This window comes from Luteolibacter sp. Populi, assembly GCF_040801775.1.
In the GTDB taxonomy this organism is placed as follows: domain Bacteria; phylum Verrucomicrobiota; class Verrucomicrobiia; order Verrucomicrobiales; family Akkermansiaceae; genus Haloferula.
The window spans coordinates 3,305,608-3,322,223 of sequence record NZ_CP161812.1 but is presented as its reverse complement, the minus strand read 5'-3'; the positions used below and the strand labels follow the sequence as shown (position 1 = coordinate 3,322,223).

The 16,616-nt window shown below is 58.8% G+C and carries 14 protein-coding genes; all 14 read left to right on the top strand.

What is annotated here, in order from left to right; translation table 11 throughout:
* Window positions 1-37 precede the first annotated feature (37 nt).
* The 14 genes from cysN to ABWK72_RS13365 all read left to right on the top strand — a co-directional run bounded on the left by cysN (window position 38) and on the right by ABWK72_RS13365 (window position 16,608).
* Window positions 38-1,282, top strand: coding sequence for a sulfate adenylyltransferase subunit CysN (gene cysN / locus ABWK72_RS13430; RefSeq protein ID WP_367870085.1), 1,245 nt, complete (start codon window positions 38-40; stop codon window positions 1,280-1,282).
* Between the two features lie 37 nt (window positions 1,283-1,319).
* Window positions 1,320-2,084, top strand: a complete 765-nt coding sequence (locus tag ABWK72_RS13425; RefSeq protein ID WP_367870084.1) for a class I SAM-dependent methyltransferase — start codon at window positions 1,320-1,322, stop codon at window positions 2,082-2,084.
* A 588-nt stretch (window positions 2,085-2,672) separates the two neighbouring features.
* Window positions 2,673-4,256: a hypothetical protein gene (locus ABWK72_RS13420; protein ID WP_367875303.1), complete on the top strand. Its 1,584-nt coding sequence runs from the start codon at window positions 2,673-2,675 to the stop codon at window positions 4,254-4,256.
* A 205-nt stretch (window positions 4,257-4,461) separates the two neighbouring features.
* Entirely contained in the window at window positions 4,462-5,232 is a 771-nt protein-coding gene (gene rfbF / locus ABWK72_RS13415; protein WP_367875302.1) for a glucose-1-phosphate cytidylyltransferase, read from the top strand.
* A gap of 25 nt (window positions 5,233-5,257) precedes the next feature.
* A complete protein-coding gene (rfbG, locus tag ABWK72_RS13410; protein WP_367875301.1) occupies window positions 5,258-6,355 on the top strand; it encodes a CDP-glucose 4,6-dehydratase in 1,098 nt (365 codons plus the stop codon).
* Between the two features lie 13 nt (window positions 6,356-6,368).
* The gene (gene rfbH, locus ABWK72_RS13405; protein WP_367875300.1) at window positions 6,369-7,946 is read left to right on the top strand and encodes a lipopolysaccharide biosynthesis protein RfbH; all 1,578 of its coding nucleotides are present in this window, start codon (window positions 6,369-6,371) and stop codon (window positions 7,944-7,946) included.
* A 42-nt stretch (window positions 7,947-7,988) separates the two neighbouring features.
* A complete protein-coding gene (locus ABWK72_RS13400; RefSeq protein ID WP_367875299.1) occupies window positions 7,989-8,855 on the top strand; it encodes an NAD-dependent epimerase/dehydratase family protein in 867 nt (288 codons plus the stop codon).
* The gene (locus ABWK72_RS13395) at window positions 8,840-10,165 is read left to right on the top strand and encodes a lipopolysaccharide biosynthesis protein (protein ID WP_367875298.1); all 1,326 of its coding nucleotides are present in this window, start codon (window positions 8,840-8,842) and stop codon (window positions 10,163-10,165) included. Before ABWK72_RS13400 ends, ABWK72_RS13395 begins: the two co-directional genes overlap by 16 nt.
* A gap of 7 nt (window positions 10,166-10,172) precedes the next feature.
* Entirely contained in the window at window positions 10,173-11,159 is a 987-nt protein-coding gene (locus ABWK72_RS13390) for a glycosyltransferase family 2 protein (protein WP_367875297.1), read from the top strand.
* A 111-nt stretch (window positions 11,160-11,270) separates the two neighbouring features.
* A complete protein-coding gene (locus ABWK72_RS13385; protein ID WP_367875296.1) occupies window positions 11,271-12,467 on the top strand; it encodes a glycosyltransferase family 4 protein in 1,197 nt (398 codons plus the stop codon).
* Between the two features lie 106 nt (window positions 12,468-12,573).
* Window positions 12,574-13,203: a DapH/DapD/GlmU-related protein gene (locus ABWK72_RS13380; RefSeq protein ID WP_367875295.1), complete on the top strand. Its 630-nt coding sequence runs from the start codon at window positions 12,574-12,576 to the stop codon at window positions 13,201-13,203.
* Between the two features lie 44 nt (window positions 13,204-13,247).
* On the top strand, window positions 13,248-14,243 hold the full coding sequence (locus ABWK72_RS13375; protein WP_367875294.1) for an NAD-dependent epimerase/dehydratase family protein: 996 nt from the start codon (window positions 13,248-13,250) through the stop codon (window positions 14,241-14,243).
* 23 nt (window positions 14,244-14,266) lie between these two features.
* Window positions 14,267-15,217 (top strand): hypothetical protein, encoded by a 951-nt coding sequence (locus ABWK72_RS13370; protein ID WP_367875293.1) that lies wholly within the window; start codon window positions 14,267-14,269, stop codon window positions 15,215-15,217.
* A gap of 23 nt (window positions 15,218-15,240) precedes the next feature.
* Window positions 15,241-16,608: a nucleotide sugar dehydrogenase gene (locus ABWK72_RS13365; RefSeq protein WP_367875292.1), complete on the top strand. Its 1,368-nt coding sequence runs from the start codon at window positions 15,241-15,243 to the stop codon at window positions 16,606-16,608.
* Window positions 16,609-16,616: the final 8 nt, after the last annotated feature.

Here is a 16,616-nt window from a genome sequence, read left to right as displayed (position 1 = left end):
CGCGCTCTCCTCTCAGCCCTTTTGATTTTAGCTTCCCATGGATCTTCTCCGCTTCACTACCGCCGGCTCCGTCGATGACGGCAAATCGACCCTTATCGGCCGTTTGCTCTACGATTCCAAGTCGATCTTCGAAGACCAGCTCGAAGCAATTGAAGAGACGTCCAAGCGCCGCGGCGATGGTCACGTCGACCTGGCTCTTCTAACAGACGGGCTGAAGGCCGAGCGCGAGCAGGGCATCACTATCGATGTCGCCTACCGCTATTTCGCCACGCCGAAGCGCAAATTCATCATCGCGGACACTCCGGGGCACATCCAGTACACCCGGAATATGGTGACGGGTGCTTCGACCGCGAATCTCGCGATCATCCTGGTGGATGCGCGCAAGGGCGTGATCGAGCAGACCAAGCGCCACAGCTTCATCGCGAACCTGCTGCGGATCCAGCACGTGGTTGTAGCGGTCAACAAGATGGACCTCGTCGATTACTCGCAGGAGGTCTACGACCAGATCGTGAAGGACTACCAGGAGTTCGCTTCGCGCCTCGACAACATCGTCGACATCACGCCGATCCCGATCTCCGCGCTCAACGGTGACAACGTGGTGGACAAGTCCACGAACATGCCGTGGTTCCAAGGTCCTTCGCTGCTCTACCATCTGGAGCACGTGTATGTCGGCGGCGAGGAGAACCATGTGGATGCGCGCTTCCCGGTGCAGTGGGTGATCCGTCCGCAGAGTGATGAGTGGCATGACTTCCGCGGCTATGCCGGTCGGGTTGCCGGCGGCGTCTTCAAGCCCGGCGATGAAATCTCGGTGCTGCCTTCCGGCTTCACGAGTCGCATCAAGTCGATCCACACCGCGGACGGTAACCTCGATGAAGCCTTCGCGCCGCAGAGCGTGACGCTGACGCTCGTCGACGAGATCGACATCTCGCGCGGCGACATGATCGTTAAGAAGAACAACCCGCCCAATACCTCCCAGGATCTTGAGGCGATGATCTGCTGGTTCTCGAACAAGCCGATGTCTTCCCGCGCCAAGTTGATCCTGCGCCACACCACGCGCGAGATGCAGGCGATCGTCAGCGAAGTGAAATACATCGTGGACATCAATACGCTTCACAAGGTCGAGGGTGCCGGGACCTTCGCGATGAATGATATCGGCCGCATCACCCTGCGCACCGCGCAGCCCGTGATCCACGATTCGTATCGCCGCAATCGCCAGACCGGCTCCTTCATTCTCGTCGACCCCGGCTCGAACGAGACCGTGGCCGCGGGCATGATCATCTAACCAAACGACCGTGGCACCGTGCCGCCGTCCTGTTTTCATGCCGCTATCCCGCCACGCGCAAAGTTGGATCAAGGGCATCGCCTATCGTTGCGGCTTCAGCCTCCGGCGTTTGCGGACCGCCTCGCGGCAGGGCTCGTCCGGCGGTGACTTCATGGGTGCGGTCAGGCCGCTCCTGCACAAGGCCGATCCCTATCAGGGTTTCGATTGGCAGTCCTATCCGGAGGACGCCTCGGGATGGGGTTCGGACTCGCCGGCTTTCGGCGAACTGGTCGAGACGCTGCGCCCGCGGCGGATCATCGAGGTAGGCACCTGGAAGGGCGGTTCGGCGCTGACACTTGCCAGCCACGCCGCACGTCTAGGGCTCGATGCGGAGATCCTCTGCGTCGATACTTGGCTGGGTGCCTTGGAGATGTGGACCGATTTGGAAGACGCGGACCGCCACGGAGCCCTGGCCCTCAAACACGGCTATCCCACGCTCTACTACCAATTCCTCGCCAATGTTTGCCGCGCCGGCCGGCAGGGGATGATCACTCCTTTTCCCGTTCCCTCGGTCACCGCGGCGCAGTGGTTCGCGCTGCGCGACGTGCGGGCCGACCTGATCTACATCGACGGCAGCCACGAGGAAGAAGATGTTTATCAGGATCTGGTCTCCTACTGGGATCTGGTCCGCCCCGGCGGGATCCTCTTGGGCGATGACTGGGGCTGGGACGGGGTCCGCCTCGCAGTCCAGCGCTTTGCCCGCGAGAACGGCCTCGCGATTTCGCATCGCCATGACAAGTGGGAGTTGCGGCGCGACGTTTGAAGGTTCCCCATGCTGGCCTTCGTCCACATTCCGAAAACGGCCTGATCCGCCATGATGCCGACGGGCCCTTGGCGGAAGCGATTCCGCCCGCTTCTGCGAATCTCCCGCGGTGGTGATGGGCCATCCCGGCCTCGGCCTCCACCGCTATCATCTGGGCACCCGCGACATCACCTGCCTGCGTGGTCCCATCGCCCGGTTGGTGTCCCATCAGTCACGTGCCGGACGCCAGCCTTCGCTGACCGAAGGCAGAGAGCCGGTTTCAGGCGCGTACCGATATAGGGGAAAGCGGTCTTCCTTCGCCCGCGGGCATCAAGGCGATTGAGATTCAAGGATTCGCAAAAATGACCCGCCGATCTGAAAGTGAAGCCATGGTTTGTTCATTTTTTATTGAACAGTCGCATCAGGTCAGGCAAGAGTATCGCCAATCGGGCATGGAACTCTGCTCCGCCAGATATTCAGGACTTCAGATCGTTTTCAATCACCCGACCTGCGGGTGACCAAGGGCGGCAGCTTGCCTTGCCGCTCGCGTTTTTGAGCTTCTATTGACATTCCCGGCGGGGAAGACTCCCGCCCGCATCACCGCGTTTCATGGAATCCAGTCAGATCAAGGGCCTGTTCATCATCGTGTTGGCCGCGATGTTCGCGGTTTACCTCGGCGTGGCCGCTGCCACAGCGAGTTTCGAGGCGGTTGCCTGGGTAGCAGGCTTCCTGGGGATCGCGTTCGTCTTGGCTTTGGGGAAGAACATCTGGTGCCTCATTCCGCTAGCCGCAATCCTCCAAGGAACGATTAACGGGATCTCGGGATCGCCTCCTGTTTGGGCTTTAGCAATGGTGGTGGTGTTCACGATGTTCGTGATTCGGCTTGCTATGCGGCGGCCAGAATTCTCGTTTCGCTTGGATCTCTTGGACATTGCCGTGTTGCTGCAGGCAGTGGTGGTGGGCCAAGCGTATCTCCGGAATCCCGCTGGCCTGCTATTTTTTGGCGGCCAGTTCGCGGGCGGTAAGCCCTATTACATTTTCGCGGCGGCGATTGCCGCCTATTTCTGTCTGGCGTTTGTAAGGCCGGAGGCAAAGACAATCCGGCTTGTCGTGATCGGAATGATCGTCTTGGCGCTTGGTGACGGTCTGATCGCGATGATCTCGGACCGATCTCCGTCATTCGGGAGCATGGTACTACGCTTCTATTCGAATGCGAATTTGATGGTCGCGAAAGCTGGCTCGGTTTCTGTGGATCTGGACGTTTCCCGTGGTGGGAGTGGCTTCGCGATGCTCGGCAAGGCCTTGGTAGTTCCCTGCTTTTGCATGATCAGGCCGCTGAAATGCCTGAGCCCGTTCCGTCCAGTGATTTTTCTCAGCGTGGCAATCGGTAGTGCCATGGTGCTACTGAGCGGTTTCCGAAGCGGGGTCGCCTACCTAGGCGCGATTTATGTGGCCTCGGCCTTGGCCCGCAGAAAGGTTATCGACGTAGTGGCGGTGGGGGTGGTCTGCATGGTTGGCTTGGCGATTCTCCTGATGAGCGGACAGATAAAATCGATGCCGTTCGGGATCCAGCGGGTGCTTTCGGTCTTGCCCGTGGAAGTTCGGGCCGATGCTCGAGAGGATGCGGAGAATAGCACGCGTTGGCGCTTCGAGATGTGGAAGCTCGCGCTCACCACGGACCGCTATATCCAGAACAAAGCACTGGGAGACGGCTTTGCCCTAAGCACCGTGGAGATGCGCGCGATTCTTGACTCGATTGACGGTTACTCCGGTCCAGTTGCCGATTCACAGGAACAGATGCTATCCCAAGGAAGCTACCACGGATTCCACGTGGAAACGATCCGGTTCACAGGAGTCGTAGGGCTGGTTGCCGCGCTGTTTTTCATGGGTGTGGCCTTCAATCGGGCTCTGAAAGCAATGCGCTATTTTTTCCGGAATCCCTTGTTTCCCTATATAGGTTACCTGTGTGTTCCTCCCTTGCTCTATCCTTTCTGGTCGATGTTGGTCTTCGGTTCTTACCGGATCGAGTTTCCGCAGATGATTGTAATGGCGGGCATGATCAAGATGCTCGATAACCTTCGTCGCTCGGAGAGCATTCAGCCAGTTCCCGTCATTGAACCGGTGGGAAGGCAAGCGGGCCGTGCCGGGCTCGCTGCACCGGCTTTCTTGAGCGCGAAGAAGGGTCGGGCCTAACCGAGCTTCATTTTTTCAGTACCCAATCCCCGTTGGGAGAAGCGAAAAATGGAAGATTGCTCGGGCCTGCAGATCACGTTTCTGGGAGGGTGGTCTCTGCAAGTGGGACGGGAATATCGGTTATACTAGATGGAGCGCTCAAGGAGTTAGACACGCTGTCTGATGGTGTATCAGTTCTGGAGATTTCGGAGGTATTCATTTTTTCATGAAAGCAGTCATTCTTGCTGGGGGATTGGGCACGCGTCTCAGCGAAGAGACCGCCCTTAGGCCGAAACCAATGGTGGAAATTGGCGGTCGCCCTATTCTATGGCACATTCTCAAGATATACAGCGCGCACGGCATTAATGATTTCATTATTTGCGCTGGCTACAAGGGATACCTTATTAAGGAGTACTTCGCAAATTACTTTCTGCATATGTCGGATGTCACCTTCGATATGCGATCGAATACAATGGAGGTCCATCGCAAGAAGGCAGAACCGTGGCGCGTTACGGTCATCGATACTGGAGACCAGACTATGACAGGGGGGCGAATTAAGCGTGTTCGTGAATACCTTGACGAGTCTACGTTTTGTTGCACCTACGGAGACGGAGTTGGAGATGTCGACATTACTTCTCTGATCGATTTCCATCTCGGCAGCGGTCTCAAGGCGACACTAACGGGTGTCCAACCGCCAGGGCGCTTCGGGTCCCTGCAACTGGACGGAGATAAGATCGGAGCGTTTCAAGAAAAGCCGCAAGGTGATGGCTCATGGATCAATGGCGGCTTCTTCGTTCTAGAGCCTTCCGTGTTCGAGTCCATCGACGGGGACAACTCGGTGTGGGAGCGGGAACCACTTGAGTCGCTGGCTCGCGAGAAGCAGCTTGGCATCTTCCGACATTCTGGATTCTGGCGTCCGATGGACACCCTCCGCGACAAGCACGAACTTGAGCTTCTTTGGGAGCAAGGGGGAGCACCTTGGAAGTCGTGGAGTTAGATCAAATATTCATCTCCTGCATAGTATGGCTGCTTTCCAAGGCTTTTTTAAAGGCAAGCGCGTCTTCTTGACCGGCCATACCGGCTTCAAGGGATCGTGGCTGGCAGAGTGGCTGTGCCTATTAGGAGCGGAAGTGCATGGGTATGCGCTAGATCCGCAACCGCATGAACTGCTCTTCAACCAACTCGAGCTTACCAATCGCTTGGCCGGGGACACCCGGGCTGATCTGGCCGATCGGGCCGCATTAGAAGAAGCATTGTGCGCTGCCCGGGCGGACGTGGTGTTCCATCTCGCGGCCCAGCCTTTAGTTCGGCTATCTTACGATCTTCCGGTCGAGACTTTTGCCACCAACGTCATGGGAACAGTGCATATGTTGGAAGCCGTGAGGACCGCCGGCCGACCCTGCGCCGTGGTTTGCATTACCACCGACAAATGCTACGAGAACAAGGAGTGGCTTCATGCGTATCGTGAAGAGGATATCTTAGGCGGGCATGATCCCTACAGCGCGAGTAAAGGAGCCGCGGAAATCGCTATCTCATCATATCGCCGTTCGTTCTTTCCCGCCGCAGGTCCCGTCAAAGTGGCTAGCGCCCGTGCGGGGAATGTGATCGGTGGCGGTGACTGGGCGATCGATCGCATCGTTCCAGACTGTATCCGAGCCCTGAGAAAAGGTGAAGCCATCGCTGTCCGAAACAAGCAGGCCACCCGGCCATGGCAGCACGTTCTGGAACCTCTCTCTGGTTATCTCCATCTCGCCGCTTCGTTGGCGTCTGATGCCTCGCCTGAACTGTTTGCTTCCGCTTTCAATTTCGGTCCGCCGCTTGCCAGCAACCGCTCGGTCGCGGAACTCGTCGAGGAGTTGGTGAAATGCGCCGGAGGGCAATGGATCGACTTTTCCGATCCGGGCGCACCGCACGAAGCGTCGAAGCTGAATTTAGCCGTCGACAAGGCTTTCCATCTGCTGCGGTGGCAGCCGGTGTGGAATTTCGAGCAGACGGTGGCAACTGCCGCGGAATGGTACCTTGCCGAAGGGACGGGTGACTCTCCGCTCGAAATCACGCGCAGGCACATCGCCAGGTATCAGGGCGCAGCAACCGAAAGAGGATTGGCTTGGGCTTCCTGACTGAATATCCAACATGTCTCCCTCCGAAATTAAAGTCGAGATCCTCCGCCTCACGCGTGAGTTCTCCAAGCTCACCCACTCTGCCAACCTGCCGGGGAACCATGACGGGCATGCCTCCTTCATCCCGGGCCAGACTACGGTCCCCTATGCCGGGAGAGTTTTCACCTCCGATGAGGTTGAGGCAGCGGTTTCTTCCACGCTCGATTTCTGGCTCACACTGGGAGTGGAGGGGGAAGCCTTTGAGAAGGAACTCGCCGAGTTTCTGGGCGTCAAGCACACGCTGGTGGTCAACTCTGGATCATCGGCCAATCTGGTCGCCTTCTCGGCACTCACAACCCACAAACTTCCCGATCACAAACGCATCCGTCCTGGTGATGAAGTAATCACGGTTGCGGCCGGCTTCCCCACTACGGTTACACCGATCATCCAAGCGGGTGCGGTGCCTGTCTTCATCGACGCGAACCCCCTCACGGGAAATGCTGATTGCTCGCTTCTGGAGAATGCATTTTCGCCTGGCAGGACCAAGGCAGTAATGATGGCGCATGCCTTGGGCAACCCTTTTGAGCTCTCGACGGTGCTTGAGTTCTGCCAGCGGCACGACTTGTGGTTGATTGAAGATAATTGCGATGCCCTTGGCTGCACTTACTCGCTTCCGGTGGAGCAGGCAAAGCGGCTGGGTCTTGATCACCTTCTCAAGCTTGCGGAAAAGAACGCCGGCACGCCGGGACGGTTTCCATCGGTGAAGGATGGAAGCTTGACCGCCTACACAGGTACCTTCGGCGATATTTCCACGCAGTCATTCTATCCTCCGCACCATCTGACGATGGGCGAGGGCGGCGCGGTCAACATCATCCGCCGTCCGGCGCTGAAGACCTACGCGGAAAGCTTCCGTGACTGGGGCCGGGACTGTTGGTGTCCCTCCGGGAAGGACAACACCTGTTCCCGGCGCTTCCAGTGGCAGCTTGGCGAACTTCCCGATGGCTACGATCATAAGTATATCTACAGCCATCTGGGCTTCAATTTGAAGCCGCTCGACCCTCAGGCAGCAATCGGCCGGGTTCAGCTCCGCCGCCTGCCGAATTTCATCGAAGCTCGCAAAGACAACTGGGAACTTCTCCGCCGCGGGCTGCACGGTTTGGAAGACTATATCGATTTCGCCCTCCCTACCCACGCGCTTGCTTGGATTCCGCCATCGTCTTCCGCTACGCCGGAACCGGGTGACAGGCCTACCTCCTCCTTCAAATGGGACGACAGCGGCTGCCTTAGTTCCTGCTCATGGTTCGGATTCAAGATGACGGTGAGGCCGGGCGCTCCTTTCACCCGTACCGAACTCGCCGCCCATCTCGACGAGAAGAAAATCGGGAACCGGATGCTGTTTGGCGGGAATCTGGTCCGCCAGCCGGCATTCGTACAACTCCGTCGCGACAATCCAAACGCGCTGCGCATTTCCGGAAATCTCCCCGGGGCGGATCATATCATGCAGAACACGCTGTTTCTGGGAACTTACCCAGGCCTCACGCGCGGAATGATCGATTACATGATTGAGGTCATCCGGAACTTTATTGCCGGGCGCGTCTCGGCACCGGTCTGATCTTCCCTGCTTCGCGAAGGCTGATTCTACGTCCCAGCAGAAATGCGTATTTTTCTAACTGGTGGAACCGGTTTGATAGGTTCCCACTTTCTTGAATTGGCGCTCCGCGAATCCCATGCGGTGGTTGCCCTCCGGCGTCCGGCTTCGGTCCCACGCGTTGCGTTGACGAGGGAACCTCTGTGGATCGAGGGGGATCTTGATCAGGACTGGAGTTCCGCTCTGCGGGGTTGTGATGCACTGGTCCACCTTGCGGCGCACGGCATGGATCTGCGCGAGGCGGATTGGGAGGCTTGCTTCCGCTGGAATGTTTCGGCGGCGTTGAAACTTTGGGTCTTGGCCGTGGACGCTGGCGTCCAGCGCTTGGTAATCGCTGGATCCTGCTTCGAATATGGACGAAGCGGCGAACGCTTCGACTACATCCCTGTTACTGCGCCGCTGGAACCGACCGCACCTTATCACTCGTCGAAGGCTGCGGCTTCGATGGCGGCCTTGGGCCTCGGAGTAGAGCGTAAGCTGGAGTTAATCATCCTGCGTCCTTTTCATGTGTATGGCCCTGGTGAGCCAGCCCATCGCTTTTGGCCTAGCCTGCGCCGGGCCGCGGCGGCGGGTGAAGATTTCCCGATGTCCAAAGGCGCGCAGGTGCGGGATTTCGTTCCCGCCGAACAGGTCGCCCGGAACTTCTTGAACGCCCTCGTCAGAACCGACCTTGCTCCTGGAAACCCCTTGATTGAAAACGTCGGTTCCGGTCGGCCGCAGAGCCTGCTCTCCTTCGCCGAGCAGGAGTGGAAAGCGGCAGGAGCTCGGGGTAGGCTCCTCCCCGGCGCGCTTCCCATGCGCGCGGCGGAAGTCATGCGCTACGTCCCGCAGATCGACTTATTTTCCCCTTCCAGCTTGTGCCGCGAAGACTGATCAAACTGCTGGGATTGGACCGCAGTGTAGCACTGGCCGGTGTCGGACGTGGCCTCGGAATGGTTCTCGGCCCGATCGGCTCGGTGGTCGTCGTATGGACATTGAGTGCACAGGAGCAGGGCCTCTACTACCTCTTTCTCAGTCTCGTTTCTCTAAAGGCTTTCTTCGATTTGGGGGCCAGTGCGTCGATCGCTCAGATGACTCCCCACCTGTGCAAGGCTAACGGAGACGGCACGGAAGGGCCGGATTCGAGTTTCATTCATGTGGCGGTCAGCTGGATGAATAAGGTCGCGCTTGGCTTCGGTCTGTTCTGTGGAGTCTTCGGGATAGGCTATCTTTATTGGTCCGGACAGGCATCTGTCGCGACGCAGGCCATGTGGCTTGCGACCGTGTGCACCACAGCTCTTACCGGCTCCCAAGAAGGCAGGCTTCAGGTCGTTTATGGCAGCGGACGGGTGGATGCGATCAGCAAGCTGCGTTTCTCTTCCTTGCTGGTGCAGTATCCCGTTCAGTGGGTTCTGCTCCTAAGCGGAGCCAGTTTGTTTTCCTTCAGCGCTTCAGCACTGGCCGTTTATATCTTCCAGCGCATGACGTTGCGCCGGAAGTTTCCGGCCCTATGGCCATCCGGGGATTTTTCCGGTGTTCGCGCGAAAGAACTCAAAACCGAATTGGGGTTTCTGATCCGACGCGCAAGCCTCACCTACATCTCGGGTGTCTTGGTTTCGCAGGTCCAGCAGCCGATTGTATTCAAGACCCTGGGCCCGGAACAATCGGCCAAGCTCGGGCTCAGTGGAATGATCGGATCGACTCTTATCGGCTTATCGTCCCTCTGGTGCCTCACCATGTTTCCGCGCTTTGCCCGCAAGGTTGCGGAAGGTGCCATCCAAGATGCCTATAGGGATTTCCGGATGACGTTCTTGCGCACGGTGGCGGTTGCTACCGGAGGGTTCGCGGCCGCACTCGTGGCAATTTCGTTTCTTCACTACATTCCACGTTTCAGCGAGCGACTGATGAGCATCCCCCAAGTGCTGCCTCTTTTCGCTGCCTTGTGGCTTGGAAACATCGCGCTCTCCATGACGTATTGGCCGCGTTCGTTCAAGGTGGAGCCGTTTGCGATGGTGGCATGCTCGCAAATGATCGTCAGCCCGCTCGCCGTGTGGTTTTTCTCCAGATGGTTGGGCTTGACGGGAGTGGGCTGGGGGAATCTTTGCAGTTGGATTGTAGGAGTTTTCGGAATCGCTCTTGTTACGCGCCGGTTCATTCCGAGCTTTGATCGTAGACCGAAAGTCTCCGCGCTCGATATTACTTAGCCTCTCTATGGTAAGACTTTCGATCACGATTCCCACCTACGACCGGTTGGCCCAACTCTCGGCGACTCTGCAGGCACTCTTCGACGATGTGCTTCCGGATGATGTTGAACTTGTTATAATCGACAATCACTCGCCTGAGGCGCTCGAGCCCGAACTCCGGAAATTGCAGGGGATCGACCCTCAGAGGATTCGCTTTATTCGAAATTCCGCAAACGTAGGGCTGGCCGCGAACGTCCTGCGCTGCTTCGAGGTCGCTGAAGGCGATTGGGTATGGACTCTCAGTGACGACGATCCGCCGATCCGCGGGGCGGTTCGGTCAATCATGGAGGAAATCCTTAGCACCGGGCCAAACGATTTCCTGTTAAAGTTTAACAGCAGTAACGGGGGTGAGGTCGCAGAACGCCAGACGATTTCTGACCTTGAAAGCCTCTCTGCGCGATGCGAGAATATCAGGTTTTATAGTAACCTTCTTTTTATCTCGAGTTGTGTGTTCCGTCGGAAATCTGTTCTGAAACGCCTCAACGTCGGCTACCATTGGGCGTATTCGCTCGCCCCTCATGTGGCGATGTCGCTTCATGCCGTGCTGGAGGGGCTGTCAATAAGGTTGGTCCCATGCGAACTAGTTAAACACGGGCGCGCTCCTGTAGGTCAGCAATGGAATTCGACGCGGCTTATAACAGGCTTCACTAGCTTGGGAGATCTCGAGGGCGCTGAAATTTTTGCGAAGATTGCGATGCCCAAGTTGGCCATAGGCTATCTCAGATCTAGGCTGTGGAGAATGATGGTTCTTCGTTTCGTGGCCGAGAATGAGCGCAGCCCCCGGTTTTGGCGGACTTTCTATGCCCGTCAGTCTTTGCTAATCGGGGGATGGAGGGGGTGGGTGATCGGGCAGCTTGCTTGGGTTCTCTATTGGATCGGAATTATGCCGGTCGTCAGGCACACATTGAGGCCGTTCTTCGAGAGTCCGGTCCCGACAGATTACAGGAGGTCGTGATCGATGCGGCGCATAGACCTCGTAGCGCCGCTGGCGGAGGGAATTGCGGGAGAAAACGGAAAGCCGGAATTCTTTTGGGGGCCGAGCGTGCCGGAACAAATCAGTTAAAAATTGTCTTTAAATCTATCATCGAACGGTATTTGCCGGAAGCTGCGCATCGCCCTGCTTGCCGATTTCCCGTGGAGCTTCTTCAGCGATGGGGCCACCGGTCGCGGAGGTGGTCAGGCCGCGACGTGGCTGACTCAACTTTCCGAAGAGTTCGGGAAGCAGGACGATTTCGAGATCCATTGGGTTTCCCTGGCACGACGAGACAAGAACGGCGGAACACATGAATGGAACCATCAATACTTCCACTGCATTCCTTCCGGCCGGGTGTCGGTGGATCTCCTGTTAGGCTATCAGCCTGCCAAGCGACGGTTGATGAAGGCCCTCGGATCCATCAAGCCGGACCTCGTTCATTGCTGGGGCTCGGAGCAGGAATACGCCGTGGTCTGCGAAGCCGTGAAGGTCCCGACCGTCTTCTCGGTCCAAGGGGTGCTTTCCTATCTGGAACGGCTAGGACTTCTGCCCTCTATCTGGCAATGGAAGAAGATTGCGCAATGGGAACCGAGATTTCTCCGGTCCGCAAAGGTCATCACCGCGGAGTCCCGCTGGGCTGCCGATCGGATTCTAGAGGTTCATCCCCAAGCCGACGTCAGGCAAGTGGAGTACGGGGTGAATCCAAGCTTCTACAAGGTACCTTGGGCACCGGACACCGGCGAACCTTACGCCATCTTTGTGGGTGCCATCTCGCGCGGGAAAGGGGTCGATGTATTGTTAGATGCCCTCAGGCAACTGGAGGATCGCACATGGCGCCTGAAGATGGTCGGAGACGGCGAACTGCGGAGCGCGGTGACGGGCAGCGGCATCGCGGGCATTGAATGGCTCCCGACCCTGAAATGGGATCAACTTCAGAAGGAGCTGGCGGGAGCGCTCTGTCTGGTGCTGCCCACCCGGGCAGATTCGAGCCCGAATGTGGTGAAGGAGGCACGGGTGATCGGATTGCCGGTCGTAACCACGCGCCATGGCGGACAGAGTGGCTATATCCTCGATGGTATCAATGGCTTCATTGTCGAGCCGCTGGAATCCGAGGGTCTCGCCGCCGCATTGTCCCGGTTGATGAACGATATCCCGCTGGCCCTGCAGATGGGAGAGGCAAGGCACGAGGAAGACCGCGACTACTTCCAGCCGCGCCACACGGCGGAAAAGTTCCTGTCCATCTACAGGAAGCTGCTGGAGATCCCCGAGCCGTTGGGCGAGATGCCATAAAAGCTGGCCGCATGATACACCACGACACTGGCGGAAGCGATGCACGAGCCGCTGTCCGGTCCGTTTCCGGGTGGGCGGCGTGGGCTTTTCATGATTTTCACTTGGAATGGACTATATGAGCCTAGGACAGTTCAAAGTGATGCTTATCAACCTGCAATCGCCGCTCTGGCGGTTTTGGGCGAGGCTCTGCCGGGCCGAGGTTGCGAAGGATGTCTGCCTCATCGGCCGACCTCATTTCCGCATCGCCCGTGGGGCGCGGGTGGTCATGGCGGGCGGTGTGAAGATTTTCGGGAACAAGTTAATGAACCCACTCATCGGCTCCGGGCGCAGCACGTTCTGGGCGATCTGCCCTGGAGCGGTGATCGAGCTCGGGAAAGATGTCGGCTGCAGCAGCCCCTGCATCTGCGCGGCCGAGCGCATCCGAATCGGGGAAGGGACTATCCTCGGTGCTGATTGCCTGATCGTTGACAATGACTTCCATCTGCCGGGCCCGGGCTGGCAGTGGGGCTTCAATCCGGCGGAGACCGCGCGTCCGGTCGAGATCGGTCGCGGTTGTTTCATCGGTGCCAGGGCCATCATCTTGAAAGGCGTGACAATCGGCGATGGAGCAGTGATCGGTGCCGGCGCGGTCGTCTCCCGCGACGTGCCCGCCGGCCATCTCGCCACCGGAAATCCCGCCACGGTTCAAATTCTTCCCGCGCGCTGGTCCCGCGATGACGTAGCTGCGTTTGTCTGATTTTACCCCCCTAATACACTCATCCCACCCCCTACCCGAACATTATGAGCAAACAGCGTATCCTCGTCGCCGGCGGCGGCGGCTTCATCGGCGGTCAATTGGCAAAGGTCCTCCTTGAGCGCGGGCACGACGTCGTCGTGGCCGACATCAAGCCCACCGAGAAGTGGTATCAATTCCACGAAGGCGCGGAGAACCTCGTGCTAAACCTTGAGGAGAAGGAAGCCTGCTTCAAGGCCATCGAAGGCTGCGACAGCGTCTATAACCTCGCCTGCAACATGGGCGGCATGGGCTTTATCGAGAACAACCGCGCGCTCTGCATGCTCAGCGTTCTCATCAACACCCACATGCTGATGGCCGCGAAGGAGCACGGCGTGAAGAACTACCTCTACTCCTCCAGCGCCTGCGTCTATGCCGCCGGCAAACAGACCAACACTGCCGTGACGGCCCTCAAGGAAGAGGACGCCTACCCCGCGATGCCGGAAGACGGCTACGGCTGGGAGAAGCTCTTCTCCGAGCGCATGTGCACCCACTTCGAGGAAGACTACGGCATGAACGTCCGCATCGTGCGTTTCCACAATGTTTACGGCCCCTATGGCACCTGGGACGGTGGCCGCGAAAAGGCACCTGCCGCCCTCTGCCGCAAGATCATCCACGCCCAAGCCACCGGCGACCTGAACCTGGAGATCTGGGGCGATGGCGAGCAGACCCGCTCCTTCATGTATATCGACGACTGCGTGACCGGTCTCGACAAGCTGATGGCCTCCGACTTCTCGCATCCGCTCAATCTCGGCCGCAGCGAGCTGGTTTCCATCAACCAGACCCTCGACATGATCGAGGAAATCGCCGGAGTGAAGGTGACCCGTCACTACAACCTCAGCGCTCCTCAGGGCGTGCGCGGCCGCAATAGCGACAATACCCTCATCAACAAGGTCCTCGGCTGGGAGCCGGAGATCAAGCTGCGCGACGGTCTTGAGAAGACCTACGTCTGGATCAAGGACCAGTACGAGCGCCGTGCCCGCGGCGAGAAGGTCATCCAGTGATCTCCTGAATCTCGCAGCCGCCCATGTTCACCATCTTCACCCTGCCAAAGCCTTTCCGCGGGCATATCGGGGTCATCCAGCGGAATGCGATCCGCAGTTGGACCCGCCTTCACCCGGAGGTCGAGATTCTCATCTTCGGCAATGAAGAGGGCGCGGCGGAGTTCGCCGCGGAGCTGGGGATCCGCCACATCCCGGATGTCGAGCTGAATGCCTACGGAACCCCGCGCATGGACGGTTACTTCGGCCTCGCCGAGCAGATCGCCCGCCATCCGCGGATGTGCTATGTGAATGCGGACATCATCCTCTTCCCGGACCTGGTGGAGGCGGCGGGGCGCGTCGATCTGGAGCGCTTCGTCATGGGCGGCAGGCGCACTGATTACGATCTGACCGTGGAGATCGATTTCGCCCGGGAGAACTGGGCGGAAGATCTCCGAGAGGATGTAAAGAAAAACGGCAAGCTCCACGGCTACACCGGCATCGACTATTTCCTCTATCCGCGCGGCATGTTCGGGAAGATCCCGCCCTTCGCGCTGGGCCGCTGGTATTGGGACAATTGGCTCGTCTACCGGGTCCGGCGTCTGGGCGGTGCCTTGATCGATGCCACGAAGTCGGTCACGGCCATCCACCAGAATCACAACTACAACCACATCCACAAGGTCGAGCAGAAGGGCCAAGGCTTCAATCAAGGCGGCATCGAGGCCTTCGACAACCGTGCCCTGGTGGACTCCCTCATCATGAGCCTTGAGGATGCCGATTGGCAGCTCGAGCCCTCGGGCATGACCCGCAACTCGCGCTGGAGCCGCTGGCGCTTCATCAATGAAGCCGCGCTCCAAGCCGAATTGAATGAGTATCCCGCTTGGCTCCGGAAGCCGCTCGTTTCCTTGGCGCGCATGCAGTGGGACCGCAACTGGCGTACCCGTTATGCCGGGCTCCTTGAGGAGCATCCCGAATTGCTGCACGGCAGCGCTGTTTGAATTCCCCCCTCTTATAGATTGTTATGATTGAAAATGTATCGGTTATCGGCCTGGGCAAGCTGGGTGCCAGCATGCTTGCGGGCATGGCTCATCGCGGTTTCAATGTGATCGGCGTCGACATTTCGGAAAGCGCCGTGCGTGCCGTCAACGAAGGCCGCGCGCCCGTCCAGGAAACGGGGCTGGAAGAGATGATCCACGCCCATCGCGACAAGGTCCGGGCGACCATGAGCCATGAGGAAGCCGTGCTTGGCAGTGACATCAGCTTCGTGATCGTGCCGACTCCCAGCGACAGCCGCGGTTCGTTCGAGCTCCAGTATGCGCGCTTCGCCTTCGAGCTGTTAGGCAAGGCGCTTGCGAAAAAAGATTCCTACCACGTCATCGTGCTCACCAGCACCGTCCTTCCCGGCGCGACCCGTCACGGCCTTCTGCCTGTGCTTGAGCAGGCATCCGGCAAGAAATGCGGGAAGGACTTCGGCCTCTGCTACTCGCCGGAGTTCATCGCCCTCGGCAGCGTGATCCGCGACTTCCTCAATCCCGACTTTTATCTGGTCGGTGAATTCGACAAGCGCTCCGGCGATGTTCTTGAAGAAGTGAACCGCGGCATCTGCATGAAGGAGCCCGTCGTGCGCCGCATGAGTATCGAGAATGCGGAGGTCGCGAAGATCGCGCTCAATAGCTACGTGACGATGAAGATCTCCTTCGCGAACACCCTCGCGGATCTTTGCGAACGCATCCCGGGTGGCGATGTCGATGTGGTCAGCGATGCCATCGGCTCCGACACCCGAGTGGGCCGCAAGTATCTCACCGGTGGACTCGGCTTCGCCGGCCCCTGCTTCCCCCGTGACAATGTTGCTCTCGGGTTCCTCTGTGGCGAGGTGGGTGCCGATTCCCTACTGCTGGAATCCAACCACGAATACAACCAATCCCTCGCCCCGCGCATCGCCGCCAAGCTCGCGCCGATGATGCGCAAGGGCCAGACCGCCGCCGTGCTGGGCCTTGCCTACAAGCCTCTCTCGCACGTGGTCGAGGAGTCGCAAGGCGTCGCCTTGGCTGTGGCCATGTCCGATGCCGGCATGCGCGTAATCGGCTACGATCCTCTTGCTTCGGAAGGGGCCCGCAGTGCCTTCCGCGGCGGCGTGCTGGTGGCCGAATCGATCGCGTCGGCGCTTGCGGATGCGGCTCTGGTGGTCGTCACCACCCCCGATGCAGCTTTCCGCTCGCTCACGGCGGAGGACTTCCTCGCCGGTAAGGAAAGCGTGACGGTCGTCGATTGCTGGCGCTGCCTCGATGCCGGCGTTCAGAACGACCCGCGGATCCAATATGTCCCGCTCGGCCGCTGCCTTGATGAAGACTCGTCGCGCGCGGTGCTCGAAGAGCTGTGGGCCAACTGAACTGATTC